Genomic DNA, 26767 nt, shown 5'->3' with positions numbered 1-26767 from the left:
AATCTTCAGCATACGCTTCTGAGGGATATTGTCCAAGTACGCATGTGTTTTATTCTTGACCGAAAGCAGTGAACCGGTGGTTTGCGCGCGAAGTCGTGATTGCATGGCGATGATATGAGTCGCGCAGGAAATGTCTGCTGCAAAGATGTATCGAAAAATTGCCTCGTCCCATGCAGAGCTGAGGCACGCGCAGCGCGAACATCACGATGCATGCGGCAACCCATGGCACATGAGGACACTCAATACAGTGGAAGGGAATTGATATGCCTGTCGACAGGCCGGCTTCAGAAACAAGCATGCCGCATGCGCAGGTGGCACAAGACCAGTCTGCGCATGCGGAAAACCGGCTGTAATGCGGATGGCTTACTTCGAGCCTGTGCCGGAACCTGTGCCGCCGCCTGCTCCGCCTGCGCCGCCCGATCCGGACGAACCCATGGAACCTGCGCCGCTGGAGCTGGTTCCCGATGCGCCGCTGCCGCCCGAGGTATCTCCGGCACGGCGATCGCAACCCACTGCAGTCATGCTCAGCGCAGCAACAACCAACAGAATCTTCGATGTGGTCTTGAGTGAATTCATGCTCGTTCCTTTCAAAAAAATTAACGTTGTTATGTCTCGTTCTTGACCATGCCTTTCACGATAAGTTCGTTAAGGTTTTGCCATTGCGGCACTCGCCGCCGCACGCAGCTTCCATGCCAGTGCACTGCAAAAGTGCGGTGTTTCGCCGGCAATAGTTCGTCAGGGCTCGAAGGCAGGCGGAAGGATGCCGCCGTGTTAACTAAAGCATTTTTGCCCTGACCAGCCTGGTCCAGTTCGAGAAGATCCGTCTGCGGAACAAGGCGTGGTGGCGCGACATGGCGGGCTCGGCGCCCCGGGGCCATGGCAAGGAGACTTACCGCAGTGCCGCTGGCAAACCTTCCAGGATCGTCAGCCTGGTCAGGACGAAAGCGCTCTAACAACGCGCTCGTAAAACTTACTGCGGCGGCGTAAGGCTTACAGCGGTTGCAGGGCATGGCAATGTATTTTTCGCGGTGCGGAAATCCGTTCGCCGCTTCGGCGAAGGCATGGGGTCGATAGAAAAATTTGTGTGCTCGATCCGCACCGCAATGCATTAGAGTAGAAAGACGCTCGCCGCATGATGGTGTATCTTTAGCTTCCTCGCGCCGGTGTCTCGCCACAGGGTATCCGCCCGGCAATATGCATCCATTCACTTTGCGCAATGGAACTGAATTAGCGCAAGTATCTGTCCACGCTTTGGTGTAAGAATCATGACGTCCAATACTTTGCTCACGCTGGAACGCAGCGACCGTCCACAGCCCGGGGACGACACGGAAACACAAATGGCCCTTGAAAAATCCCTCATGCATTTCGGCATCATGCACGGCACGTCTTCCGTAATGGAGCGGCTCTATCAGCAGGTCGAGAGGGTTGCGGCCACGGATGCCACCGTATTGCTGGTGGGCGAAAGCGGTACCGGAAAGGAAGTGATCGCGAATGCCATCCATCATGCGAGCCGGCGTGTCGAGCAGCCCTTCGTCGCGGTCAATTGCGGCGCCATTCCGGCCCATCTGATCGAGGCCGCCCTGTTCGGCCATGAAAAAGGCAGCTTCACCGGCGCGGTCAAGCAGCATATCGGTTACTTCGAGCATGCTTCCGGCGGCACCCTGTTCCTGGATGAAATCACCGAGATGCCGGTGGACATGCAGGTCAAGCTGCTGCGGGTGCTGGAATGCGGCAAGTTTCTTCGTGTCGGGGGCGACGAGGAAGTGAAGGTTGACGTGCGTCTGGTCGCCGCGACGAATCGCGATCTCGATACCGCCGTCAAGCAGGGTAATCTTCGTGAAGACCTGATGTATCGTCTCGCCGTCTTTCCGATTCGCATTCCTCCGTTGCGCGAACGCGGAAGCGACATCGAAGCGCTGGCCCATCATTTCCTCAATGAACTGAACGAGAAAAGCAAGGCGCAGAAAATCTTTTCGCGCAGTTCGCTCGACGTCATCCGCTCCTACTCATGGCCGGGCAATGTGCGCGAGCTGAAGAATGTCGTGCATCGGGCCTACATCATCGGCACCGACACGCTCAACATCGAGGACTGCATCTCCGATCTTTCCACCAAGAAGCCCACCGTGCATGAGGGCTACCTCAATTTCTTTGTCGGCACGCCGCTGGCAGACGCGCAAAAGGAAATCATCCTTGCCACGCTCAAGCATTACAGCGGCAACAAGCGCCTCACGGCGGAGGCGCTCGGCATCAGCCTCAAGACGCTGTACAACCGGCTCAAGGAATATTGAATTCCTTGCCTTGCCCGAGGCAATGCCCGCGCGCCTGAGAACTGGCATGAGCCCGCAGGCGCGAGCGTCGCGAGATCGTCAGGCGTTGACGATCTCGCCGCCGTTGGGATGCAGCACCTGCCCCGTCATGTACGACGAATCGTCCGATGCCAGGAAGATGTAGGACGGCGCGACTTCATCCGGCTGCCCCGCCCTGCCCAGCGGCGCCTGCTGGCCAAAAGACTCCACCTGCTTCGCATCGAAGCTTGCGGGTATCAGCGGCGTCCAGATCGGACCGGGCGCGACCGCGTTGACCATGATGCCCTTCTCCAGCAGCTGCTGCGACAATGAGCGCGTAAAGGCAACGATCGCGCCTTTCGTCGATGAATAATCCAGCAGATGCGAACTGCCGCGGTAAGCGGTAACGGAGGTGGTGTTGATGATGCGCGCCCCCGGCTTGAGATGCGGCAGCGCCGCGCGCACGGTGTAGAACATGGAAAAGATGTTGGTACGGAAGGTTTTCAGCAGCTGCTCGTCGCTGATGTTTTCAATGCTTTGCTGCGGGAACTGCTGCGCGGCATTGTTGACGACGATATCGAGTCGACCGAACGACGTCATCGCGGTGTCGACCATCTTCTTGCAGAAGTCCGACTGGCCGATATCGCCTGCGATGGTGACGCATTCGCGCCCTTCGGCTTCGATCAGTCGCTGGGTTTCCTGCGCATCCTGGTGCTCATCGAGATAAGCGACCACGACATTCGCGCCTTCCTTGGCGAAACCGATTGCCGCTGCGCGGCCGATGCCGCTGTCGCCGCCGGTGATCAGCGCGACCTTGCCCTTCAGTTTGCCGCTGCCCTTGTAATTTTTCATCTCCGCTTGCGGACGCGGTGTCATTGCGGCTTCCGAGCCTGGCTGGTGATCCTGGTGCTGCGGCGGGAATGAAGCTTGATCCTGTGACATTTTCGTCCTTTCCGTTCCGTTTTACTTGGTAGCAATTCCAATGGCAGGTGCCGACCCATGATGCATGAGGGTCGATACCGATGAACGGAACGGACGTGCAGATTCCGTGCCATTTGACTGGTGGAATGGCACGGCACGAAGAACGGATGTAGAGACGAGTCAGGCTGCGAGCGCCCGGGCGGGTTGCATGCGGGCCAGCGCATCCAGCAGCAAGGCAGGATTGCCCTCGGCCAGCCGTTTCGAATCCGACAGGGTCTGGCGAAAGACGCGCGCGCCCGGCAGGCCGGTCATCAGGCCGAGCATGTGACGAGTGATGCTGTTGAGGCGCAGGCCGCCACCGGCACTGGCGGTGGCGCTGGCACCACCCGCACCCTTGCCGTGCCGGGCGAGCTGGTCGGCAATATAGGGCATCATGGCCTGCAGGACATCGGCACGCGTTTTTGGCGGCGCATCGTCTTGGTAATAGCGGGCATCGAAGGATGCCATCAGATAAGGATTGTGATACGCCTCGCGGCCAAGCATCACGCCATCCACGTGCTGCAGGTGCAGGTCGATTTCATCAACGGTCTTGATGCCGCCGTTGATAAGAATTTCAAGGCCCGGGAAATCTTTCTTGAGCCGGTACGCCATTTCGTACTTGAGCGGAGGAATCTCGCGGTTCTCCTTCGGGCTCAGCCCCTTCAGGATCGCATTGCGGGCATGCACGATGAAGGTATTGCAGCCGGCATCGGCAATGGTGCCGACGAAATCGCGCACGAAGTCATAGGACTCGACGTCATCGATGCCGATGCGGTGCTTGACCGTGACATCGATGGAAACCGCATCGCGCATGGCCTTGACGCAGTCGGCCACCAGTGCCGGCTCGCCCATCAGGCAGGCGCCGAAGGCGCCCTTCTGCACGCGCTCGGAAGGACAGCCGCAATTGAGGTTGACTTCATCATAGCCCCATTGCTCGCCGAGCTTGGCGCTCCTGGCGAGATCGTCCGGCTCGCTGCCGCCGAGCTGCAGCGCGACCGGATGCTCTTCCTGGTTGAAGTCGAGATGGCGCGGCACATCGCCGTACAGCAAGGCGCCGGTAGTCACCATCTCGGTGTAGAGCCAGGTATGGCGGGTGATCTGCCGGTGGAACATGCGGCAGTGGCGGTCGGTCCAGTCCATCATCGGGGCCACGGAGATGGTGCGCTTGGGGGTATTCTTTTGCGTCATGCGGGATTGAAAGTGAATAGCGGATGCGCGTGCGGCAAGCTGCCTGCCAGCTTGCCGCAAAAACAAGGCCGCAGGATGCGTTACGGCTTGCGGCGTAAGTCTAGCATTATTGCAGTGCTTTACCGCATGAAGGCCTTGGCCGCGAGCCGCAATGTCGGGCCTTAAGGTTCTTATATGGCATCACCGGGACCGCACGGCGTCTCCATCGCCGGCTTGTAGTGCGGGCCCGTTCGGGTCTGGTTCCTGTGCGTTCAGATCGCGATCCGCATCAAGCCAGACCTGGAAGACCGAGTCAATTTCCACGGTAGAGCTTCCGGTGTCTAACGCTGTTATGTCCGCTGCGGCCTGCGGTGATCCACTGCTCTGTTCAACTGGCGCAGTTCTCGCGAGCGCGGCATCAGCATCCCTCGTTGTTACTGGCGGTACACTTGATGGACCCAGGCCCATTCTCTGAATTTCCCTGTCAAGTTCGGCACGCATCTCGACTAGCCTATCCAATTGCTGAATGATTGTTCTCGAATTCGCGGCGAGCACCGATACGGAAATCGGGCGATGGGTTTGGTCTTTACGATAGCGTGTTGGATCGCCCAGATCCTGAAAGGTGGCTGGACTCGCTTGCGAATCAGCGGACTCGGCCGGCAGTTGGATATCAAGTATTCCAGCAGCCTCACGGGACAAGCGATCCAGTTCGGACGGAAGCGCCTCATTGAACTTCAATGCTCCCGAAGTCAGGTTGCGCAATGCTCTCAATGCGGTTGTCATGGATCTCAATGGAGAATAGCCGCGTGCTGCTGTCGTTGGTCCCGTTGCCGTCGTTGCTGAAGCCATTGTTTCAAGTACCTGAACGCTGCTCGAATGATCCGTGCCATTCAGGTGTCCTACAATTGTCCCTTTTGCATTGATGATTCCATCAAGTCCTTGCAATGCCGAACCCAGCATTCTCATCAATGTCTCTCTGTCAATCGACTGTGCCGTGGTTATGACTTCGATTTCCGGCGGGAACGCTGAGGAAGCTTGCCTACCATTGATGATAGGTGTGAGGTTGCTGCGGGGCTCAGACATCGAACCTGAGCCGCCAGCACTGCTCTTTAGTAGAGGGTCAAGGCGTTTCCCCGCACTGTTTAGCCGGGCAGGATTTCTTGGTGGCCTTTGAGGTGCAGCAGGTGTCGCAGGCGCAACCGTCGCGACGGTGTCCCTGGCCTTTTGATAATGTGGCGCCCCATCTTTCGCTGTCAAGGGAGGGACTTGCGCGGAAGACTCAAGCCCTTCCGGTGCCCCGACTGTGACAGGATGAGTGGCCGCCGGCGCTTGCGTGGACATCGTTCCCGTAACCCAAGGCGGCGGCTTCCTTAGTTTTCTCACCTGTCTTGGTTGAGCCGTGTTTCCGGCAGGCTGCCCATCATCAGCCGTTGCCGGATCGTGCCCCCTTAGCGACGCCGCCAACCTGTTCACTCGGGCACGCACTGCCCCTCCCAGCCCAGCGTGCCGCGGCATCGGCTGTTCCGCCTGCCGGCGCTCACCTGCCGTTGCGCCGGAATCCGGTGCCGCGCGGGGTCGGTCCGGCACGTCAGTTGGTCGACCACCTGAACATGTCAATGTTTCGAACACCCCTTTAACAGGGGCCGGGATTCTGAAAAATGAGGCCATGGTTTCTCCGATATAGTTATTTCCAAGAAAATGTTCGTCCATGACAGGGTGGGTGTCATGCCGTGGCAAACGGTTCCATTACTTGCCTTTTCCATGAGCCGGCTCATAATGACTTGCCGCACATCGTCGCGGTGCCGCAGTCATAGCCTTACCGAGGCGCGCGGCGCCCGCAGTCATGGCAGGCACGATGCAACCGCATTCCGAACATCTATTTAAAAAGGAGACAACGCTATGGCTCAACCCCTGGATACCTCGCATTTCTGGATGCCCTTCACCGCCAACCGGCAATTCAAGAGCAAGCCCCGCCTCCTGTCCGGAGCGTCGGGCATGCATTACACCAGCGACGATGGGCGCAAGATTCTCGACGGCACGGCCGGCCTGTGGTGCGTGAACGCCGGTCATTGCCATCCGAAAATTACCGCGGCGATTCAGCAGCAGGCGGCCACCATGGATTTCGCGCCGACCTTCCAGATGGGGCATCCGAAAGTATTCGAAGCCGCCACCGCGCTGGCCTCCATCGCGCCGGAAGGATTGAACCGGGTGTTCTTCTGCAATGACGGTTCCGAGTCGGTCGATACGGCATTGAAAATCGCACTGGCCTATCACCGGATGCGCGGCGACGGACTGCGCACGCGCCTGATCGGGCGTGAACGCGGCTATCACGGCGTTGGCTTCGGCGGCATTGCGGTCGGCGGCATTGCCGGCAACCGCAAGCACTTCGGTCCGACGCTGCCCGGCATCGACCACCTGCGCCATCCGCTCGACATCGCCAGGAATGCGTTTTCGCGCGGCCTGCCCGAGCATGGCGCGGAAATGGCCGATGAACTCGAGCAGCGCATGCTGGCCCTGCATGATCCGGCGACCATCGCCGCCGTCATCGTCGAGCCGGTCCAGGGTTCGACCGGCGTGATCCTGCCGCCCAAGGGCTACCTGCAGAAACTGCGCGCGATCTGCGACAAATACGGCATCCTGCTGATTTTCGACGAGGTCATCACCGGTTTCGGCCGCCTCGGCACCGCGTTTGCCGCCGATTTCTTCGGCGTGGTACCTGACATGATCACCTGCGCCAAGGGATTGACGAATGCCGCCGTGCCGATGGGCGCGGTCATCGTGCGCCAGGACATCCATGATGCCTTCATGGATGCGGCACCGGAAAACACCATTGAATTTTTCCACGGCTACACCTACAGCGGTCATCCGCTGGCCGCGGCGGCCTGCGTTGCCGCCATCGAGGTCTACAAGGAAGAAGGCCTGTTCGATCGCGCCGCAGCCATGGCGCCCTACTTCGAACAGGCGGCGCACAGCCTGAAGGGCCTGCCTTATGTGAAGGATGTGCGCAATCTGGGACTGGTATGCGGCATCGAACTCGAAGGCGTCCCCGGCAAGCCGACGGCACGTGCGTTCGATGTGTTCCAGAAATGCTTCTGGGAGAAGAATGTGCTGATCCGCACCACCGGCGACATCATTGCGCTGTCGCCGCCGCTCATCATCGACCAGCAGCAGGTCGATCAGCTGTTCGGCGCCATCGCCGATGTGCTCAGAACGCAGCAGGCAGTGCCGCAGACGGATACGGTTGCCGCCTGAGCCGGCGGCGTCTGCGCTGAAAGAAAATCATGCGGCCGGGTCGATGATCGACCCGGCTTTTGTTTTTTCCGCTTCTACCGCGCGTAACTGCGGCTTGCGTCCAAGCGAGCGCAATGCCGCAAGCTCGTTGAGCACCAGGGCCGCCATGACGATGCTGCCTCCGTACAGCGTTTCGCGCGCGGGCACTTCGCCTGCGCCGAGCCAGGCCCACAACGGCCCGAGCAGCACTTCCAGCAGGGAAAGCAGCGCCACTTCGGGTGCGGACAGGCTTTTGGCCGCACTGACCAGCAGCAGGCAAGGAAAGCCGAGCTGGAAGAATCCAAGCACCGCCAGCAAGCCGATGTCGTGCATCGATGCCTGCAGCGGCCAGGCGAACGGCAGCATCAGCAGCGCTGAAAACACGCTGCCAAGCAGGACCGCCGGCATCAGGTCCACGCCCTGTCCGCTGCGCTTGAGAATGATGAGATTGACTGCGGAGGCAATCGGCACCGCACCGGCGATCAGCATGCCGACCAGGTGATCGCCGTTCACGTCGCTCATGCCATTGACGAACATCCACAGGATGCCGGCGACGGCAGCGAAGATCGCCAGCCAGGTCCTGCCCGGAATCCGCTGCTTGAGCACCAGCCAGGCAAGGAAGGCGGTAAGCAGCGGCGCAATGCTCATGACGATCAGCGTATTGGCGACCGTGGTCCGCGTCAGGGCGATCATGAACGCAGTGAACATGGTGCACCACATCATGCCGCTCAGGACGCCCATCATGCCGGCGGCGCGGATGGTGGCAACCGCCTTGCGCGGTCCCTGCTGCATGCCGAGCACCAGGGCCACGGCCAGGGCGGAAAATATGCTGCGCCAGAGAGTGACTTCGAATCCGCGCGCGGCATCGAGATGGCGCGTGATGACGCCGGCGATGCTCCACATCGTCGGCGCAATGATCATGAGCAGCAGGGCTCGTTGATGGTTCGTCAAAAGCGGCATAAACAGTTGACTAGAGCGGATTGCAGGTAGGAGCCTGAAAGAATCGGTCTGCCTTGGGATGCAGGGCAAGGCGAGAGGAGCACCGTGTGGCGGGCCACACAAGTGACGAACAACGCTGCCGTGCGCCCAAGACAGGCCGAGTCAACCGGCCATTCACCTGCAATCCGCTCCAGGATAAGGAGTTGAAAAAAATCAGCCCGGCTTCCCTGTCGGGGGCCGGGCATATCGCATCAGCTCAAGTATCAAAGCATGCAGCGGATTGCGCTTTTGCTTGTCGCCGCATCACGGCACTTTCCGGCCGCGATGCGAGGACAATTACTTCATCATGCAGCTTCGCGCGATGCCTTCTTGCGCTCGTGTTCCTTCAGGAAGCGCTTGCGCAGACGGATGCTCTTCGGCGTGATCTCGACGAGTTCATCATCTTCGATGAATTCCACCGCATATTCGAGCGTCAGCTGGATCGGCGGCACCAGGCGCACCGCTTCGTCAGTGCCGGACGCGCGCACGTTGGTCAGCTGCTTGCCCTTGATCGGATTGACGATGAGATCGTTGTCACGCGAATGGATGCCGATGATCATGCCTTCATAGACCGGATCGTTGTGGCTGACGAACATGCGGCCGCGGTCCTGCAGTTTCCACAGCGCATAGGCAACCGCCGCGCCGTCATCCTGCGAGATCAGCACGCCGTTGCGGCGACCGGCCAGTTCCGGCTTGTTGACATCGACAGGCGCATAGTCGTCGAAGATATGGCTCATCAGGCCGGTGCCGCGTGTCAGCGTCATGAATTCGGACTGGAAACCGATCAGGCCGCGCGCCGGGATGCGGTACTCGAGGCGTACACGACCCTTGCCGTCCGGCTCCATGTTCTGCAAGTCGCCGCGACGGCGGCCAAGTTCTTCCATGACGCCGCCCTGATGGGAATCCTCGACGTCGACGGTCAGCAGTTCGTACGGTTCGCACTTGACGCCGTCGATATCCTTGAACACCACGCGCGGACGGGAAACGGCCAGCTCGTAGCCTTCGCGGCGCATGTTTTCCAGCAGAATGGTCAGGTGCAGTTCACCGCGGCCCGAGACTTCGAAAGTGGTGTCGTCGCCGGTGTCGGTGACGCGCAGCGCAACGTTGGCCTTGAGTTCGCGGTCGAGACGGTCGCGGATCTGGCGGCTGGTGACGAACTTGCCTTCGCGGCCTGCCAGCGGCGAGTTGTTGACCAGGAAGTTCATGGTCAGCGTGGGCTCATCGACCTTGAGCATCGGCAGCGCGTCAGGAGTGTCGGGCGAGCAGACGGTGGTGCCGATGCCGAGTTCTTCGATGCCGTTGATCAGGACGATGTCGCCGGCCTGAGCTTCATCGACCAGCACGCGCTCCAGACCCTTGAACTTGAGCACCTGGTTGATGCGCGCCTTCGTCGGCGTGGAATCGGGGCCGTTCATCACGATCACGTCCTGCAGCGCCCTCACGCGGCCGCGCTTGATGCGGCCGATGCCGATCTTGCCGACGTAGGAGGAATAATCGAGCGAGGAGATCTGCAGCTGCAGCGGACCGTCCGGATCGTCGTCGCGCACCGGAACGTTTTCCAGCACGGAGTCGAACAGCGGCTTCATCGTGCCTTCGCGGACCTGCGGGTCGAGGCTGGCATAGCCATTCAGCGCGGAGGCGTACACCACCGGGAAATCCAGCTGTTCTTCGGTCGCGCCCAGCTTGTCGAAAAGTTCGAATGTCGCATTGATGACCCACTCGGGACGTGCGCCCGGCCGGTCGATCTTGTTCACCACCACGATGGGCTTGAGGCCCAGCGCGAGCGCCTTGCGCGTTACGAAACGCGTCTGCGGCATCGGGCCTTCGACCGCATCCACCAGCAGCAGCACGGAATCGACCATCGACAGCACGCGCTCGACTTCACCGCCGAAGTCGGCGTGGCCGGGGGTATCGACGATGTTGATATGAGTACCCTCGTATTCGACCGCGCAGTTCTTGGCCAGAATGGTAATGCCGCGCTCTTTTTCGAGATCGTTGGAATCCATCACGCGGTTATCGACTTGCTGATTTTCGCGGAAGGTCCCCGACTGGCGGAGCAGCTGGTCGACCAGGGTGGTTTTGCCGTGGTCGACGTGAGCGATGATGGCGATGTTGCGCAGTGCGCGTTTTGTGTTTGACATGGTGGTTTAGTGCGGACTCGAAGAACCAAAAATTATAGCATGCTGCGACGCATTAACTTTCAAAAATACTTGTTTTTCAATGGCTTGCATCGCATCAGGAGCTGTATGGACAGGTGCGAACGAAAAAGATTCGCGCTTTTTTCAGGGTGGCGGCGGGGATGCGATCAACCTTTCCGGCGCGAGGATGCTGTAAGGCAGGAGCTGCGCCGTTCCCAGCAAATGACCGTTGTCCTTTTGATAGACACGTACCCTGCCGGGGATATCAGGCACCAAGAGCTCTTCCTTGCCGAGGGGAAGTCTTTGGCCGTGCAGAAAGCGAGCGGCCAGCGTTGCCGGCAATTGCACTTCAGGGAATGTGGACAGCAAGGCATCGACCGGTGCCAGCATGGCTGTTCTGGCGGTTTCCGCAGTGTCCTGCAACTGTTCCAGCGTGATGGCGCCGTCAAGCGTCAAGGCGCCCACGCCGGTACGGCGCAATTCCCGAAGATGGGCTCCGCATCCCAACGCCTTGCCGATATCTTCTCCAAGCACGCGAATATAGGTGCCCTTGCTGCAGGTGACACGCAGCTTCAGGAAAGGCGCCTGGTAATCGAGCAATTCAAGCCGGTGAATGATTACGCTGCGGGCGGCACGCTCCAGCGTGATGCCGGCGCGTGCGTATTCGTACAGAGGTTTGCCGTCGCGCTTGAGAGCGGAATGCATCGGCGGGATCTGTTCGATGGGACCGCGAAATCCGGCCAGCGCATTTTCAATTTGCTGGGGAGTCACATCGACATCATGCGTCGCGATCACCTTGCCCTCGGTATCGCCCGTATCGGTCGCCACCCCGAGCTGCACCAGGGTTTCGTAGGTCTTGTCGGCTTCCAGCAGATCCTGGGAAAACTTCGTCGCCTCGCCGAAGCACAGGGGCAGCAGCCCGGTGGCAAATGGATCGAGCGTGCCGGTATGGCCGGCCTTTTTCGCGCTGAGGAGCCACTTCGCCTTCACCAGGGCATCGTTGCTGGACATGCCGGCAACCTTGTCCAGCAGCAGTACGCCGTCTACCGGCACGCGAATTTTCTTTGGGCGGTCTTGCGCCATAGGGAATGAGTTCGTTCTTTGGCGGTTCTCCGCCGGGGTTGACAACAACGGCGGCACTTATTCGGGATCGGAATCCGCGGCGCGCGATGCGTTCGCCTGATCGATCAATTTCGACAACTCCATGCCGCGCGCAGTCGAGCGGTCATGGACGAAATGCACTTCCGGGGTGGTATGGATGGTCAATCTGCGGCCGAGCTGGCCGCGAATGAATCCCGCCGCCTTGCGCAAGCCCGACAGGGTGTTTTGGACCGATTCTTCGTTGTCGACCAATGTGGTGAAAAATACCTTGGCATGCGCATAGTCGGGTGTTACCTGCACCTCGGTAATGGTAATCATGCCGACGCGCGGATCTTTCAGCTCATAGGCAATGATTTCGGCCAGATCGCGCTGGATCTGGTCTGCCACGCGGATACCGCGGCCTGGTATGGATTTGCTATGTTTGGCCATGCTATGACTTCCTTGCTTCTTGGCTATTGTTGTAGTTGCCTGGAGTGTCTGCATCCTGCAGCGGCAACGACGGTAGCGGCATCGCTTCGAGATGGCTGAAGCGCGATGGTTTCGATTGGTGATGATTCACGCTGGCGTGTCGGGATCGGACCCGCATGGCTACATGGTAATCAGTGCCGAGCGAATCGCAATCTCCTCATCAGATGCCTGTCAGTGCACCCAAATACCGGATCGGTATTTCACTCTAGCTACAAAGATCATGCGCCGCCGTACTCTTCATACGGCGGCGCATGTTGGATCCGGGCTTGTCGCGGTTTTACGTATCGACCAACCTGCGGCTTGTGCTTTACAGAGTTCGCGCCACTTCCTGCACCTCGAACACTTCCAGCTGATCGCCTTCCTGGATGTCGTTGAAGTTTTTCAGCGACAAGCCGCATTCGAAGCCTGCCTTCACCTCTTTTACATCGTCCTTGAAACGCTTGAGCGAATCGAGTTCGCCTGTCCAGACAACCACATTGTTGCGCAGCAGTCGTACGGAAGAACCGCGCTTGACCAGGCCGTCCAGCACATAGCAGCCCGCAATCGAGCCGACCTTGCTGACATGGAAGACCTGACGGATCTCGACCAAGCCAAGCGACTGCTCGCGCTTCTCCGGCGAGAGCATGCCCGACATCGCCGCCTTGATCTCGTCTACCGCATCGTAAATGATGTTGTAGTAACGGATGTCGATGCCGCTCGTCTCTGCCAGCTTCCGCGCCGAGGTATCGGCACGCGTGTTGAAGCCGATGATGACGGCTTTCGACGCGACGGCGAGGTTGACATCCGACTCGCTGATGCCGCCAACCGCCGCATGAACGATCTGTACACGCACTTCGTTGGTCGACAGCTTCTGCATCGCGTGCACGATGGCTTCCTGCGAACCCTGGACATCGGCCTTGATGATCAGAGGCAGGTTCTTCACCTCGCCTTCGGCCATCTGCTCGAACATGTTTTCGAGTTTCGCCGCTTGCTGCTTGGCCAGCTTGACGTCACGGAACTTGCCTTGGCGGAAGAGTGCAATTTCACGCGCCTTCCGCTCGTCAGCCATGACCATGACTTCCTCGCCGGCAGCCGGCACCTCGGTCAAGCCTTGAATCTCGACAGGAATCGACGGACCTGCGTCCGCGACGTTCTTGCCGTTTTCATCAAGCATTGCACGCACCCGGCCGTACGACGAACCCGCCAGCACGACGTCGCCGCGCTTGAGCGTTCCCGACTGCACGAGGACCGTTGCCACCGGACCGCGGCCCTTGTCGAGCTTGGCCTCGATGACGAGTCCCTTGGCATGCGCATCGACCGGTGCCTTGAGTTCCAGCACTTCCGCCTGCAGCAGCACGTTTTCCAGCAGATCGTCGATACCCTGGCCAGTCTTTGCCGATACGGAGATGAATGGCGCATCGCCGCCGTAAGCCTCGGGCACCACCTGCTCTGCAATCAGTTCCTGCGTGACGCGCTCGGTATTGGCACCCTGCTTGTCGATCTTGTTGATCGCAACAACGATGGGTACGCCTGCCGCCTTGGCATGAGCGATCGCCTCCTTCGTTTGCGGCATCACGCCGTCATCGGCGGCAACCACCAGGATGACGATATCGGTCGCCTTGGCGCCGCGTGCACGCATCGCGGTAAATGCTTCGTGACCCGGTGTATCGAGGAAGGTAATGATGCCCCGCGGTGTTTCGACATGGTAAGCGCCGATATGCTGGGTAATGCCGCCCGCTTCACCTGCCGCCACCTTGGCACGGCGAATCGAATCCAGCAAGGAAGTCTTGCCGTGGTCGACGTGACCCATGACGGTAACAACCGGTGCGCGCGGCAATGACTCGGCATCGTTATGCTCGCCAACCTGCTCGAGCAATGCTTCGGGATCGTCCAGTTTGGCAGCGAACGCCTTGTGCCCCATTTCCTCCACCAGGATCATTGCAGTTTCCTGGTCGAGCACCTGGTTGATGGTTACCATCTGTCCGAGCTTCATCATGTGCTTGATGACTTCGGAAGCCTTGACTGCCATCTTGTGCGCCAGTTCTGCGACGGTAATCGTTTCGGGCACGTGCACATCCCTGACGACGGCCTCGGTCGGCACTTGGAAATTGGATTCATGACGATCATCGCCATGATGCGAGCGGCGTCCTTTCGGACCGCCCCGCCATCCATCGCGGCCGCCCGAGGACGGAGTGGCCGCACCGCCCCGTGTCTTGATACCGCGCTTCTTGGCGGCATCATCCTGCCATGTCGACGACACATTGGCCGACTTGATGGATTTCTTGTCGGGAGTACCGACGGCGGGTTTCTTGTCGTCTTTTTTATCGGCAGGCTTCTTTTCCGCAGGCTTGTGCAAGGTGCCTTCGGCGGCCTTGGCCGCAGGCGCGGGAGCAGGTGCCGGTTCCGGCGCCTTGATGACCCGCCGGGGCTGGCTCATCATGGCCTTGATCTGGGCCACTTCGTCCGCTACCGCCTTGCGCGCGCGTTCTGTCGCCGCTGCCCGTTCCGCAGCAGCCTTGGCTTCCTGTTCAGCCGCCTTCTTCTTGGCCTCGTCGTCGGTTGCGCGCTTGCGTTCTTCAGCCGCAGTCGTGTCTGCCTTCTCAGCCGCAGTCGTGTCTGCCTTCGCCGCCTGTTGCGCCTCACGTTCAGCAGCAGCGCGTGCTTCCTCGGCACGTTTCGCTTCTTCTGCCTCGCGTTGCGCCTTGGCTTGAGCCTCTTTTTCCGCTTCCAAGCGAGCAAGACGTTCCTGCTTTTCGCGAAGTTCCGCTTCCTGGCGAGCGATCAGCTCGGCCTGGCGCTGCTCTTCTTCCGCGCGACGCGCGACTTCCGCCGCATCGACGACCGGTGCCGCAGACTCGATTGGGGCGGCTTCTTCGGCCGTGGGCTCGTCACGCTTGATGAAAGTGCGCTTCTTGCGCACCTCGACTTGGATCGTGCGCGACTTGCCAGTCGAATCTGCCTGCCGGATTTCCGTCGTTTCCTTGCGGGTCAGCGTGATTTTCTTCTTCTCGCCTTCCGGAGCGGCGCCATGGGAGCGGCGCAGATGATTCAACAGCTTATCCTTGTCTTCTTTGGACAAGGTATCGGACGCCGAACTCTTTTCGACACCCGCGGCACGCAGTTGCGTCAACAGCAAGTCTGCGGGCATCTTCAGTTCGGTGGCAAATTGGGCTACGTTGTTACTCGCCATTCAGTCCTCTTTTCTATGTAGCACGACAGATAATATTGGAGCTTTCTTGATCATTTAGATTCGGCCAGCTCCCGTGCCTTGGCCTGCAATGCCCTGGCACGATCATCGTACTTGGCGTCGATCAGACGCATTTCATCATCAGTTACATCATCAAATTGGTTGTCAATCAGCTGACGCGCACGCTCGACCGGCAAAGCGAGAATCGAGCCAAACTCGTCATATGCCAGATTGGCAAAAGCGTCGAGTGTCTTGATCCCTGCAAGTCCGAGCTTGCCGGCGGTCACGCGATCAATGCCATCCAGATTGACGAGGGATTCATCCATCCCTTCCAGCCCTTCCTCGGAAGCAATTGCTTCGGTGACAAGCGCGTCACGCGCACGATTGCGCAGTTCGTTGACCGTATCCTCATCGAATGCCTCAATGTCGAGCATTTCCGAAATGGGGACATATGCAATTTCTTCCAGACTTGAAAAACCTTCTTCAACCAGGATGTCAGCCACTTCCTGGTCCACATCCAGTTTTTCCATGAACAAGGTCCGGATCACCGCGGTTTCGGCAGCCGATTTGTCGGCAGACTCTTCCGCGGTCATGATGTTGATCTGCCATCCCGTCAGCTCGGAAGCGAGCCGCACATTCTGGCCGCCGCGACCGATGGCAATCGCGAGGTTTTCCTCGTCGACGACAACATCCATCGCATGCTTTTCCTCATCCACCACGATAGAGGACACGTTCGCAGGCGCCAATGCGCCGATCACGAACTGGGCCGGGTCTTCCGACCAGAGCACGATATCGACGCGCTCGCCGCCAAGCTCGCCGGTGACGGCCTGAACACGCGAACCGCGCATGCCGACGCAGGTGCCGATCGGGTCAATACGCTTGTCGCTGGTGAACACGGCAATCTTGGCGCGCACGCCGGAGTCGCGGGCAGCAGACTTGATCTCAAGCAGGCCCTGCTCGATTTCCGGCACTTCCAGCTCGAACAGCTTCATAATGAATTCCGGCGCGGTACGCGACAGAATGACTTGCGGTCCGCGCGCATTGCGATCGATACGCAGGATATATGCCCGCACGCGATCACCGATGCGCAGATTCTCCTTTGGAATCATCTGGTCGCGCGGCAGGCGGGCCTCGATCTTGCCGGATTCGACGATTGCATCGCCGCGCTCCATGCGCTTGATGGTGCCGGTGACAAGCGCATCGCCACGCTCGAGGAAGTCGGTCAGGATCTGTTCACGTTCGGCATCGCGGATGCGCTGAAGCACAACCTGCTTGGTATCCTGCGCGAAGCGACGACCGAATTCGACCGATTCAATCGGCTCTTCGATGTAATCATCGATTTCAATATCGGGAATCTGTTCCTTGGCTTCGAAATGCAGGACTTCCTGATCGGGCAATTGAAGGCCGGCTTCGTCCGGGACGACATGCCAGCGACGGAAGGACTCGAATTCCCCGGTTTCGCGGTCGATGGAAACGCGGACGTCAACTTCGCCGTCATAGCGTTTCTTTGTCGCTTGAGCAAGTGCATGCTCGAGGGCTCCGAAGACGATTTCCTTATCGACATTTTTTTCTCGTGCCAGAGCATCAACCAACAGCAATATTTCGCGACTCATCCTTTGCGACTCCTAAAATCCACTTTCGGCACCAACCGTGCCTTGTCCACATCGGCGAGGGTAAATTCCAACATCGCCGGTCCATCTTTTCCTTCAAATTCCAGTTTCAGCATGTCGCCTTCAGGCTCATGCAGCACGCCCTGAAAGGACTTGCGATTGGCCGCTCCAGGCATGGGCATGCGCAGCTTGACCAAGGCTTCCTGGCCTGCAAAGCGGATGTAATCCGATAGCTTCTTCAATGGCCGATCCAGTCCGGGGGAGGAAATTTCCAACCGCTCGTAACTGGCATTCTCCACTGTCAACACATGAGAAAGCTGGTGACTCACCTTTTCACAGTCTTCCACCGTGATACTTCCCCGGTCCGCTTCTTCAGGCGGAAAGTCGATATAAACACGCAACAATCCATGGGCGGCCTGCTCAAGGTCGACCAGTTCATACCCCATGCCTGTCACGGTTTTTTCAACCAAATCCAACAACCGCAAGCCATTCTCCAAAACGCGCGCATCGCCAAAAAATGTCGACGCAAACTGTTTAACAAAAAAAAAATGGGCATGTGCCCATCCTTTTTATCATTCGGCCAACTGCGGCCTCCATCCCCGGGAAAACGCGCCTTTGCAAACGCAAATCCTGTTAACTCTCTAATTATAAACAATTAGTTAGAGCATCGCAATCGTGAAGAGGGCTCCGAACTGGCAGAACCCGTCCTTCCTTTATTGACGTCAACATGACTGCTGCGCGCCTGGAACGCGCCTGCATTTATCCTCGCGAACGCCGGCGTGGCATTCCCCCCATGGGTGTGCCGCGCCCCTGCCCGCCCGCATGACGACGTGAGTGGCCGCCATCGGGAAATCCCAGCGCGGTCTGCAACGGATCCGGCTGCCGGCTGCGAGACTGTCCCTGCCCTTGCTGACCGCGCGGATTACCGCGCGCTGGAAAGGGCGTACCGCGCTTGGCCGCCGGATTCTTTTCATTTCCGTTGGCGCTGCGTTCATTACGCTGCTTGGGTCCCGGGGACTGCGCCGCAGTTTTTTCGAGTCCGCTCAGACTCATCAAATCACGCACGCTATGCTCGTCGAGCTCTTCCCAGCGACCGCGCTTGAGTCCGCTCGGCAGTGTCAGCACGCCGTATCGGGTGCGAATCAGTCTTGATACCGTCAGTCCAACGGCTTCAAACATGCGACGAACTTCACGGTTACGACCCTCACCGATCGTGACGCGGTACCAGCGATTGACACCCTCGCCGCCGCCATCGGCAATTCTGGAAAACTGCGCGATTCCGTCGTCCAGCTCGACACCACTTAGCAGACGCTGGCGCATTCCCTCTTCGAGCTCGCCAAGGGTCCGAACGGCATACTCCCGCTCGATATTGTATCGGGGGTGCATGAGACGATTCGCAAGATCGCCAGACGTCGTAAACAGCAGCAGGCCTTCGGTATTGAAATCCAGGCGCCCGACCGCAAGCCACTTTCCGGCTTTCATCGTCGGAAGATTGGAAAAGACCGACGGCCTGCCTTCAGGATCGTCATGGCTGACGATTTCGCCGGCCGGTTTGTGATAGATGAGAACCCGTGGCGGACGCTTTGTCACCTTGCGCTGCACGAGCTTGCCATTGATTCGCACCTGGTCCGTCGGCAGAATGCGCTGGCCGATATGCGCCGGCTCCCCGTTCACTGATACGCGGCCCGCGATGATGAGCTCCTCCATGTCGCGTCGGGAACCGAGACCCACTTCGGCAAGCACCTTGTGCAGTTTGGGCGCATCGTCTTCGGCGGTCAGATCACGGCGCACAGCCTTGCCCGAACGCGCATCGCGCCGCGCCGCATTATTCTCGGCCTCCACCGAGGCATCGAACGCACCCGAGGTGACAAGGGTGAAAATATCATCGGCATTGCCCGGTTTTGAGCGCGCTTGCGGACGCTTGGTTGCTGGTGCGCCCTTCTTGCCCGGGTGACGGGCGTGCGGGGCGGCCTCCCTTTCGCCTGCGCCATCCCTTTGCGCACTCTCGTTGCCGCGCATGCCGCCCGATTGTTGGCGACGAGCCCGCTTGGGTTCAGGCGCCCCTGCTTCCGAAGGCGTTGCCGCATTCGGCACAGGCCGACCAGCGCGTTGCGCCTGCTCGGCCGGAGCGTCGTCAGCGGACACATTCGCTTCCGCATTTCGGGGAGCGCGCGTACGACGCAGACTGCGAGGGCCTCTTACACCCCGCTTGGCCGGTTTTTTCCTGCCATCGCCGGCTTCGCCGACAGCGTCGTTCTGTGCCTGCTCGCCATTTTCGCCGGATGCTGCCACTTTTGTCTCCAGTTCAGCGGACGCTGCCGCAACATCATTTTGGGAAGGAAGGTTCATCGTTAGATTCTTTTTGTTGCGGGCTATGCGTTGCATCATCCTGGGTATCCGTGACAGGTACGGCATCTAATGGCGAGACAGTTGCCACATGGACCATAGCGATCTCGGAGGATATTGCCGGCGACTCGAGGGCCGGCTCTGCGTTTGAGGAGGCTGGCACTCCCGGAGCCGACATTTCGGCAGTCTCCGGAGCCTGGTCCAGCCCCGTCTGAATTTCGGCCTGGAGGGCTTGGAGCTCAGGCAAGGTTCCACCTTGCATGTCATCCTTGCTGACCTGCTGCAAGGGAGGCAATTGATCCAGCGAAGTCAGTCCGAGATCGTCAAGGAACTGTCTCGTCGTAGCAAAAAGCGCCGGGCGCCCCGGCACGTCACGATGACCGATCGCCTCGATCCAACCACGGTCTTCGAGCATCTTGATGGTTTGGGAGTTCACCGTCACGCCTCGAATTTCTTCGATGTCACCACGAGTTACCGGCTGACGATATGCAATGATCGCAAGGGTTTCCAGGGTAGCGCGGGTATATTTGGGCGGCTTCTCGGGATTGAGGCGTTCGAGGTATTTCTTCATTTCCGGGCGACTCTGAAAGCGCCAGCCGGTAGAGAGACTGACCATTTCAATACCTTTGTCAGCCCAGTCGTTGCGCAACTCCTCAAGCATTGCCTTGATCGTATCGGCACCGACTTCTTCATGAGTCTCGCCGCTTTCCGCGAACAGTTTTCGCATGTCGCTGATCGACAATGGTTCATGTGCGCAAAGCAACGCTGTTTCGAGGACTTTCTTAGCCTCAATAGTATTCATGTTCTTGCGTTTGTTCTTTACTAGCTGCAGAAGTTATCGTCAACGACAGACATTTTGCAATGCCGTCCGGTCAGAGAAACCTGTTGATGCTTTTCCGGTGCCCGATTTTTTTTGGAGGAGTATTGAGGGCTGGAAATGAAAGACTTTAAGACTTGGTTGCGGGGGCAGGATTTGAACCTGCGACCTTCGGGTTATGAGCCCGACGAGCTGCCAGACTGCTCCACCCCGCGTCTGAAGAATGAAAGTATAGCCTGTATTGCCAGTCGGCGCAATTGCAACTTCAGCCGTGATGATACACTTGCCATGCGCGATCGGTTATTGGCCGGTGCAATTCCTGCCCTGAAAGCGCATGAGGTCTGAAACCTTCCCGGTCGGCACAATAATCATTTGTCTCCCTTCTATGAAATTCTGCTCTGAGTGCGCACATCCTGTTTCACTATTGGTCCCGCCCGATGACAACCGCCCCCGCTTCGTATGCGAACAGTGCGGCACAATTCACTATCAAAATCCGAAGATGGTGATCGGCTCGATTCCTGTATGGGAAGAGGACGGCAAGATTCGCATATTGCTCTGCAAGCGCGCCATCGAACCGCGTTATGGATATTGGACCCTCCCCGCCGGCTTCATGGAAAACAACGAGACGACGACGGAGGCCGCACTGCGCGAAACTCTTGAGGAAGCGGGTGCCCGCATTCAACTGCATGGCCTTTTCTCGCTGCTCAATGTTCCGCATGTACATCAGGTGCACATGTTTTACCGGGCCACCCTGCTCGACCTGGACTATGAAGCAGGCATCGAGAGTCTTGAAGTCGAATTATTTGCCGAGCATGAAATTCCGTGGAATGACATCGCCTTTCCGACGGTGGGACATACATTGAAAGCGTTTTTTTCCGACCTGGCCCGCATCCGTGCGGAAGGCGGGCATTACGGCCTCCATACGGAAGACATCCGCAAGCCCATGCGGCAGGGCTGATTGGCGCGATGCGCCGCATCGCCGACGCGCACGTCAGCTGACCACCCGGGACCAGCGCCGCCCTCATTTCGCCGACGGCAGATCATTTGCCTGCCGTCCGCAAATCTTGCAAGACCTTTACCAGTTCGTTTCACGTTCAGCGGTCGCGCTGATCTTGTGAATCGAAAGATCCGCGCCATCAAATTCCTGCTCGGGGTCGAGACGTATTCCCACCATGGCTTTCAAGACGCCATAAATTATGGCGCCGCCCGCGGTTGCGATGACAATACCCAAGGCCGTGCCTATTAACTGGGACATGAAGGAAACGCCCCCCATGCCGCCTAGCGAAGTCTGGCCAAAAATTCCCGCAGCAATCCCTCCCCAGGCTCCGCACAAGCCATGCAGCGGCCAGACGCCGAGCACGTCGTCGACCTTCCATTTGTTCTGGGTTAGCGTAAACATCCAGACAAACACCGCACCCGCCAGGCCGCCGGTTGCCAGCGCGCCAAGCGGATGCATGAGATCGGAGCCGGCACAGACCGCGACAAGTCCGGCCAGCGGCCCGTTATACGCAAAGCCCGGGTCGTTTTTGCCGAGGATAACCGCAGCCAGAGTGCCGCCGACCATGGCCATCAGCGAGTTGAGTGCAACCAAGCCGTTGATCTTGTCGAGTGTCTGCGCGCTCATGACGTTGAATCCGAACCAGCCTACCGCAAGAATCCAGGCGCCAAGCGCGAGAAAGGGAATGTTGGATGGCGGGTGCGCGGCAATGGCGCCGTCCTTCGTATAGCGTCCGCGGCGTGCTCCGAGCAGCAGCACTGCCGGCAATGCCGCCCATCCGCCAACTGCGTGCACAACGACGGAGCCGGCGAAATCATGAAATTCGGCAGAAAACACGGCTTTCAGCCATGCCTGCAATCCAAAACGCTGATTCCACACCATGCCCTCAAACAGTGGATAGACGAAGCCGACAAGTAATGCGGTAGCCACCAATTGAGGATAAAACTTTGCCCGCTCCGCAATGCCGCCTGAAATGATTGCCGGAATCGCTGCCGCGAAGGTCAGCAGGAAGAAGAATTTCACCAGTTCGAATCCATTACCCACAGCCAGGGTAGTGGCGTCCGCAAAAAAGTTGACTCCGTAAGCAATGCCATAACCGATGAAGAAATAGGCAATAGTCGAGACGGCGAAATCGACTAATATTTTGACCAAGGCATTAACCTGGTTCTTTTTGCGCACCGTTCCGAGTTCAAGAAAGGCAAACCCGGCATGCATCGCGAGAATCATGATGGCGCCTAGCAAAATAAATAGTGCATCGGCGCCGCTTTTTAATCCGTCCATGCAAAAACTCCCTGTAAAAGTGCAGAATATTCTATTGGCGCTTCTTTCTAGCAAGAATTATTCCATTTTGGTGCAAATATGCAACCTCTTGTTTATATGGAGAAAAATGTCTTCTTCTTATTTTTCGCCAATTGATTCCGCACTGCTTTCGTGCAATTTTGCGTTCCAACTTGGGGAGGAGCATGATTCCCTGGCTTGAGTCCACGACGCCCTTTCCGGATGTTTCCACGGCATTGACAGAGCGCGATGGTGCGGCCGGACTGCTGGCGGCGGGAGCAGATCTGTCGCCGCGACGCTTGCTTGAAGCTTATAGGAACGGCATCTTCCCCTGGTTTTCGGAAGGACAACCTGTCTTGTGGTGGAGCACGGATCCTCGTATGGTGCTTTACACGGAACGGTTTGCCGTTTCCCACAGTTTGCGCAAGACACTAAAAAAATTCCAGAAGAGCATGCGGACCGACCGCCGCTGGGAAATCAGGTTTGATACGGCGTTCGAGCAAGTGATGCGAGCCTGTGCCGCCCCGCGCAAAGATGGTGCCGGCACCTGGATCTCGACGGAAATCGTGCGCGGTTACTGCGCCCTGCATCGCCAGGGCTACGCACACTCCTCGGAGGTTTGGCTTGACGGTCAGTTGGTGGGCGGAGCTTATGGCGTCTGCATCGGCCGCATGTTTTACGGCGAGTCGATGTTTGCACGCGTGTCGGATGCCTCCAAGATCGCACTGGCATACCTTGTGCATTTCCTGAAAACGAATGGCGTGGAGATGATCGACTGCCAGCAGGAGACGTCCCATCTTGCCTCGCTGGGAGCCACTCCCATTCCGCGCCGGGAGTTTTTGTCTCATCTCAGGACAGCGATAGAAAAGGAGCCGATCACGAACTGGCAACCGCTTGCGTTGTCTTGACAAGGATGCCTTAAAAACTTCAGCCGGCGCTACCCAGCCGGTGTAAATTACACAATGTACAATTTGTACGGTTGCGCCGTCTCCAGCCAGTATCGCAGTCAGTCAACACGCATATGACGCACTTAAAAGACCTGCCTTTCGCAACACTACAGTTCTACGCTACGGCGCCCTATCCTTGCAGCTATCTCGATGGCCGTCAGGCCAGGTCCCAGGTTGCCACGCCATCGCATCTGATCAATGCCGATGTGTATTCGGAACTGGTCAAGAACGGCTTCCGCCGCAGCGGCATTTTTACCTACCGCCCCTATTGCGATGGTTGCCAGGCGTGCATACCGGTACGCGTCAACGTGGCTGATTTCACCGGCAATCGCAGCCAGCGCAAGGCTTGGCACCGTCATGGCAATCTGACCACCTGGGTCACGACACTGACTTATGTGCCTGAGCATTATGAGCTTTACCTGCGCTACCAGGCCGCGCGTCATGCCGGCGGCGGGATGGATCAGGACAGCCGCGACCAGTATGCGCAATTTCTCCTGCAGAGCAAGGTGAATACCAGGCTGGTCGAATTCCGCGATCCGCAGGGCATACTTCGCATTGTCAGCATCATTGATGTATTGAACGACGGTTTGTCATCGGTCTATACCTTCTATGATCCCGATGTGTCCGGCGCATCCTTCGGCACATACAACATCATGTGGCAGATCGAGCAAGCCCGGCGGCTTGACATGCCCTATGTCTATCTCGGCTATTGGATACGCCACAGTCAGAAGATGGCATACAAGGTGAATTTCCAACCCATGGAAGCGCTGGTCGGGGGCAAGTGGCAGCCTTGGCATGCCGATATCTGACCCCGACTTCCGTTGGTTGCCTGTCACGGGGTTAAAATAACGGCTTTTCAGAATGCAACCGGGCAGCAGGCAGTCGCTGTACTGCCCTTGGAGCTATTGATCCCCACCGCCATGCCCGACAAGCTTCTCTACGCAATTGCGCGCCCCCTTCTTTTTACCCTCGACCCCGAATCAGCACACAACTTCACCTTGCCCTGGCTGAAGAAAGCCTCTCACCTGGGCCTGACCAGGATCATCAGCCGCCCCCGGCCAGATCCCAGGACAGTCATGGGGATCACCTTCCCCAATCCTGTCGGCCTTGCCGCGGGACTTGACAAGGATGGGGCTTACATCGATGGACTGGCTGCGCTCGGATTCGGCTCGATAGAGATCGGCACGGTGACTCCCCGCGCCCAGCCGGGAAATCCGCTGCCGCGCATGTTTCGCCTTCCGCAGGCGAATGCCATCATCAATCGCATGGGTTTCAATAATGGCGGCGTGGATGCCTTCGTTGCCAATGTTCAGGCATCCAGATTTTTCCAGAACAAGGAGGGCGTACTTGGCCTCAATATCGGCAAAAATGCCGATACGCCAATTGAACGCGCGGCGGACGACTATCTTCACTGTCTTGAGAAGGTCTATCCCTATGCAAGCTATGTAACCGTCAATATTTCTTCTCCCAATACCAAGAACCTGCGCCAGCTGCAAGGCGGCTCAGAGCTTGATTCCCTGCTTTCAACCTTGAAGGACGCACAGCAGAGGCTGGCCGACAAGCACAAGCGCTATGTGCCGATCGCATTGAAGATTGCACCCGATATCGACGGCGAACAGCTCAAGACGATCGCAGCCACCCTGCTTCACCATCGGATGGACGCGGTCATTGCAACCAATACCACGATCACTCGGAATGCCGTAAAGGGACTGGCCCACGCGGATGAAACCGGGGGCTTGTCTGGCGCGCCGGTATTCGAACCGTCCAATAGAGTCATTGCGGCATTGAAGGCTGAGCTGGGCGACGGCTTGCCGATCATTGGGGTGGGAGGCATTCTTTCGGGAGAACATGCCAAGGCAAAGATGGACGCAGGCGCATCGCTGGTACAGCTTTATACCGGACTCATTTACCGCGGGCCATCGCTGATCAGGGAATGTGCGACGGCACTGCGCAAGTCGCGCTGAAGCTTTGAATGCTTGCGCCTTTCAAATTACCGGCTTTTCAATCTTTTGGGGAGAAACATGGATCGAGTCATTCTTGGCACCAGTGACCTGGATGTGTCGCGTATTTGTCTGGGAACAATGACCTTCGGCGAACAGAATGCCGAAGCGGAGGCGCATAGCCAGCTGGACTATGCGCTGGAACGTGGCATCAATTTCATTGATACGGCGGAAATGTATCCCGTCATGCCGCGCGCCGAAACTCAAGGCCGCACTGAAAGCCACATTGGCAGCTGGCTGAAAAAATCCGCACGCCGCGCCGAGGTCATCATTGCCACCAAGGCAGCAGGCCCGTCGCGCGGCATCTCCTGGATTCGCAATGGCGGCACTGATTTCGACGCCCGCAACCTGCGCACCGCTGTCGAGGACAGCTTGCGGCGACTGCAGACAGATTACATCGATTTGTACCAATTACACTGGCCAAGCCGCAACGTACCGATGTTCGGCCAGAACTCCTTTGATCCGGCAAAGGAGAAAAATCATGTTCCCATCGAGGAGACCCTTGTCGCGCTGGGTGAGCTGATCCGGGAGGGGAAGATTCGGCATGTCGGCGTGTCCAATGAAACGTCATGGGGAGTTTGCGAGTTCATCAAACAATCCGAACAGCGCGGATTGCCGCGGATCGCCTCTATCCAGAATGCGTACAGCCTTGTGAACCGCGGCTTCGAACAGGGTCTCGACGAGACATGTTTCCGGACGAAGGTGGGCCTACTTGCCTATAGTCCGCTGGCCTTTGGCCAATTGACGGCAAAGTATGCGGATGACCCGAAGGCAAACGGCCGGCTGACCATCTTTCCGCCGAACTGGAGTCCCCGCTATCTGCGTCCGTCGGTCATCGAGGCGTCCAGGCGCTATGCCAGGCTGGCACGGGAAAACGGCATGACGCCGACACAACTGGCGCTTGCCTGGTGTTACAGCCGGTGGTTCGTGGCATCTACCATCATCGGAGCGACATCGCTGGCGCAGCTGAAGGAGAACATCGATGCATGGAATACGAAATTGACAGATGACGTCGTCAACGCTGTCAATGCCATCCACACCGAATTGAACAATCCCGCCCAGTGAAGAACAAGCTTATGCCGGCCGTGTCAGGTTTCACCTGACGTAGGCCGTGTTTGCAAAGCTGCTGCGCACCGGCTCGTCGACGCAACACCGGACCGCTCGCGACGCTTGTCAAACATAGTCTAAAGCGCTTTCGTCCCGAACAGACCGACGATCCCGGAAGCTTTGTCAGCGACA

22 protein-coding genes and 1 tRNA gene are annotated in these 26767 nt (G+C 58.4%); 7 read left to right on the top strand and 16 right to left on the bottom strand.

Annotated features, from left to right (window positions below; all coding sequences use genetic code 11):
* Positions 1–363: 363 nt before the first annotated feature.
* Both FH061_RS15165 and FH061_RS15160 read right to left on the bottom strand, forming a co-directional pair.
* Positions 364–576 carry a hypothetical protein gene (locus FH061_RS15165; protein ID WP_151636661.1) on the bottom strand — a complete coding sequence of 71 codons (213 nt, stop codon included), beginning with the start codon at positions 574–576 and terminating at the stop codon, positions 364–366.
* 29 nt (positions 577–605) lie between these two features.
* Entirely contained in the window at positions 606–1175 is a 570-nt protein-coding gene (locus tag FH061_RS15160; RefSeq protein ID WP_151636660.1) for a hypothetical protein, read from the bottom strand.
* Between the two features lie 90 nt (positions 1176–1265).
* Here FH061_RS15160 and FH061_RS15155 point away from each other — a divergent pair, with 90 nt between their 5' ends.
* Complete coding sequence (locus tag FH061_RS15155) at positions 1266–2288, top strand: sigma-54 interaction domain-containing protein (RefSeq protein WP_151636659.1); 1023 nt, start codon at positions 1266–1268, stop codon at positions 2286–2288.
* A 78-nt stretch (positions 2289–2366) separates the two neighbouring features.
* On the opposite strand, the gene FH061_RS15150 is transcribed toward FH061_RS15155, so the two are convergent.
* From FH061_RS15150 to FH061_RS15140, 3 genes are all read right to left on the bottom strand, one after another.
* On the bottom strand, positions 2367–3227 hold the full coding sequence (locus FH061_RS15150; RefSeq protein ID WP_151636658.1) for an SDR family oxidoreductase: 861 nt from the start codon (positions 3225–3227) through the stop codon (positions 2367–2369).
* A 159-nt stretch (positions 3228–3386) separates the two neighbouring features.
* Positions 3387–4433, bottom strand: coding sequence for a tRNA dihydrouridine(20/20a) synthase DusA (gene dusA, locus FH061_RS15145; RefSeq protein ID WP_151636657.1), 1047 nt, complete (start codon positions 4431–4433; stop codon positions 3387–3389).
* A gap of 180 nt (positions 4434–4613) precedes the next feature.
* Positions 4614–5378, bottom strand: coding sequence for a hypothetical protein (locus FH061_RS15140; RefSeq protein WP_192805076.1), 765 nt, complete (start codon positions 5376–5378; stop codon positions 4614–4616).
* Between the two features lie 933 nt (positions 5379–6311).
* On the opposite strand from FH061_RS15140, the gene FH061_RS15135 reads away from it, so the two are divergent.
* Positions 6312–7664: an aspartate aminotransferase family protein gene (locus FH061_RS15135; RefSeq protein WP_151636655.1), complete on the top strand. Its 1353-nt coding sequence runs from the start codon at positions 6312–6314 to the stop codon at positions 7662–7664.
* 27 nt (positions 7665–7691) lie between these two features.
* Here FH061_RS15135 and FH061_RS15130 read toward each other — a convergent pair whose 3' ends face one another.
* The 10 genes from FH061_RS15130 to FH061_RS15085 all read right to left on the bottom strand — a co-directional run bounded on the left by FH061_RS15130 (position 7692) and on the right by FH061_RS15085 (position 20521).
* Positions 7692–8642: a DMT family transporter gene (locus FH061_RS15130; RefSeq protein ID WP_151636654.1), complete on the bottom strand. Its 951-nt coding sequence runs from the start codon at positions 8640–8642 to the stop codon at positions 7692–7694.
* A gap of 323 nt (positions 8643–8965) precedes the next feature.
* Positions 8966–10801, bottom strand: a complete 1836-nt coding sequence (gene typA / locus FH061_RS15125) for a translational GTPase TypA (protein ID WP_151636653.1) — start codon at positions 10799–10801, stop codon at positions 8966–8968.
* 141 nt (positions 10802–10942) lie between these two features.
* A complete protein-coding gene (gene truB, locus FH061_RS15120; protein WP_151636652.1) occupies positions 10943–11881 on the bottom strand; it encodes a tRNA pseudouridine(55) synthase TruB in 939 nt (312 codons plus the stop codon).
* Between the two features lie 57 nt (positions 11882–11938).
* Entirely contained in the window at positions 11939–12328 is a 390-nt protein-coding gene (gene rbfA / locus FH061_RS15115; RefSeq protein ID WP_151636651.1) for a 30S ribosome-binding factor RbfA, read from the bottom strand.
* 346 nt (positions 12329–12674) lie between these two features.
* Entirely contained in the window at positions 12675–15536 is a 2862-nt protein-coding gene (gene infB, locus FH061_RS15110; protein WP_151636650.1) for a translation initiation factor IF-2, read from the bottom strand.
* 50 nt (positions 15537–15586) lie between these two features.
* Positions 15587–17146 carry a transcription termination factor NusA gene (nusA, locus tag FH061_RS15105; RefSeq protein WP_151636649.1) on the bottom strand — a complete coding sequence of 520 codons (1560 nt, stop codon included), beginning with the start codon at positions 17144–17146 and terminating at the stop codon, positions 15587–15589.
* On the bottom strand, positions 17143–17589 hold the full coding sequence (gene rimP, locus FH061_RS15100; protein ID WP_404822474.1) for a ribosome maturation factor RimP: 447 nt from the start codon (positions 17587–17589) through the stop codon (positions 17143–17145). The genes nusA and rimP overlap by 4 nt, the downstream gene beginning before the upstream one ends.
* A 313-nt stretch (positions 17590–17902) precedes the next feature.
* Positions 17903–19492: a 23S rRNA pseudouridine(2605) synthase RluB gene (gene rluB / locus FH061_RS15095; RefSeq protein ID WP_151636730.1), complete on the bottom strand. Its 1590-nt coding sequence runs from the start codon at positions 19490–19492 to the stop codon at positions 17903–17905.
* The gene (gene scpB / locus FH061_RS15090; protein ID WP_151636647.1) at positions 19470–20291 is read right to left on the bottom strand and encodes an SMC-Scp complex subunit ScpB; all 822 of its coding nucleotides are present in this window, start codon (positions 20289–20291) and stop codon (positions 19470–19472) included. Before scpB ends, rluB begins: the two co-directional genes overlap by 23 nt.
* A 153-nt stretch (positions 20292–20444) precedes the next feature.
* Positions 20445–20521 (bottom strand) — tRNA-Met (locus FH061_RS15085).
* Positions 20522–20691: 170 nt separating this feature from the next.
* Between FH061_RS15085 and FH061_RS15080 the strand changes: the two genes are divergently transcribed.
* Positions 20692–21264, top strand: coding sequence for an NUDIX hydrolase (locus FH061_RS15080; protein WP_151636729.1), 573 nt, complete (start codon positions 20692–20694; stop codon positions 21262–21264).
* A gap of 117 nt (positions 21265–21381) precedes the next feature.
* Here the strand turns inward: FH061_RS15080 and FH061_RS15075 are convergent, their stop codons facing one another.
* Positions 21382–22584, bottom strand: coding sequence for an ammonium transporter (locus FH061_RS15075; RefSeq protein WP_151636646.1), 1203 nt, complete (start codon positions 22582–22584; stop codon positions 21382–21384).
* 182 nt (positions 22585–22766) lie between these two features.
* Here FH061_RS15075 and aat point away from each other — a divergent pair, with 182 nt between their 5' ends.
* From aat to FH061_RS15055, 4 genes are all read left to right on the top strand, one after another.
* A complete protein-coding gene (gene aat / locus FH061_RS15070; RefSeq protein WP_151636645.1) occupies positions 22767–23489 on the top strand; it encodes a leucyl/phenylalanyl-tRNA--protein transferase in 723 nt (240 codons plus the stop codon).
* Between the two features lie 113 nt (positions 23490–23602).
* Positions 23603–24337 (top strand): arginyltransferase, encoded by a 735-nt coding sequence (locus FH061_RS15065; RefSeq protein WP_151636644.1) that lies wholly within the window; start codon positions 23603–23605, stop codon positions 24335–24337.
* A gap of 111 nt (positions 24338–24448) precedes the next feature.
* The gene (locus FH061_RS15060) at positions 24449–25492 is read left to right on the top strand and encodes a quinone-dependent dihydroorotate dehydrogenase (RefSeq protein ID WP_151636728.1); all 1044 of its coding nucleotides are present in this window, start codon (positions 24449–24451) and stop codon (positions 25490–25492) included.
* A gap of 57 nt (positions 25493–25549) precedes the next feature.
* On the top strand, positions 25550–26593 hold the full coding sequence (locus FH061_RS15055) for an aldo/keto reductase (RefSeq protein WP_151636643.1): 1044 nt from the start codon (positions 25550–25552) through the stop codon (positions 26591–26593).
* Positions 26594–26767 lie beyond the last annotated feature (174 nt).

This window comes from Noviherbaspirillum aerium (genome assembly GCF_008929045.1).
Taxonomy (GTDB): Bacteria; Pseudomonadota; Gammaproteobacteria; order Burkholderiales; family Burkholderiaceae_D; genus Noviherbaspirillum; species Noviherbaspirillum aerium.
The sequence above is the reverse complement of the archived record's forward strand: the minus strand, read 5'-3'. Positions and strand labels throughout refer to the sequence as shown.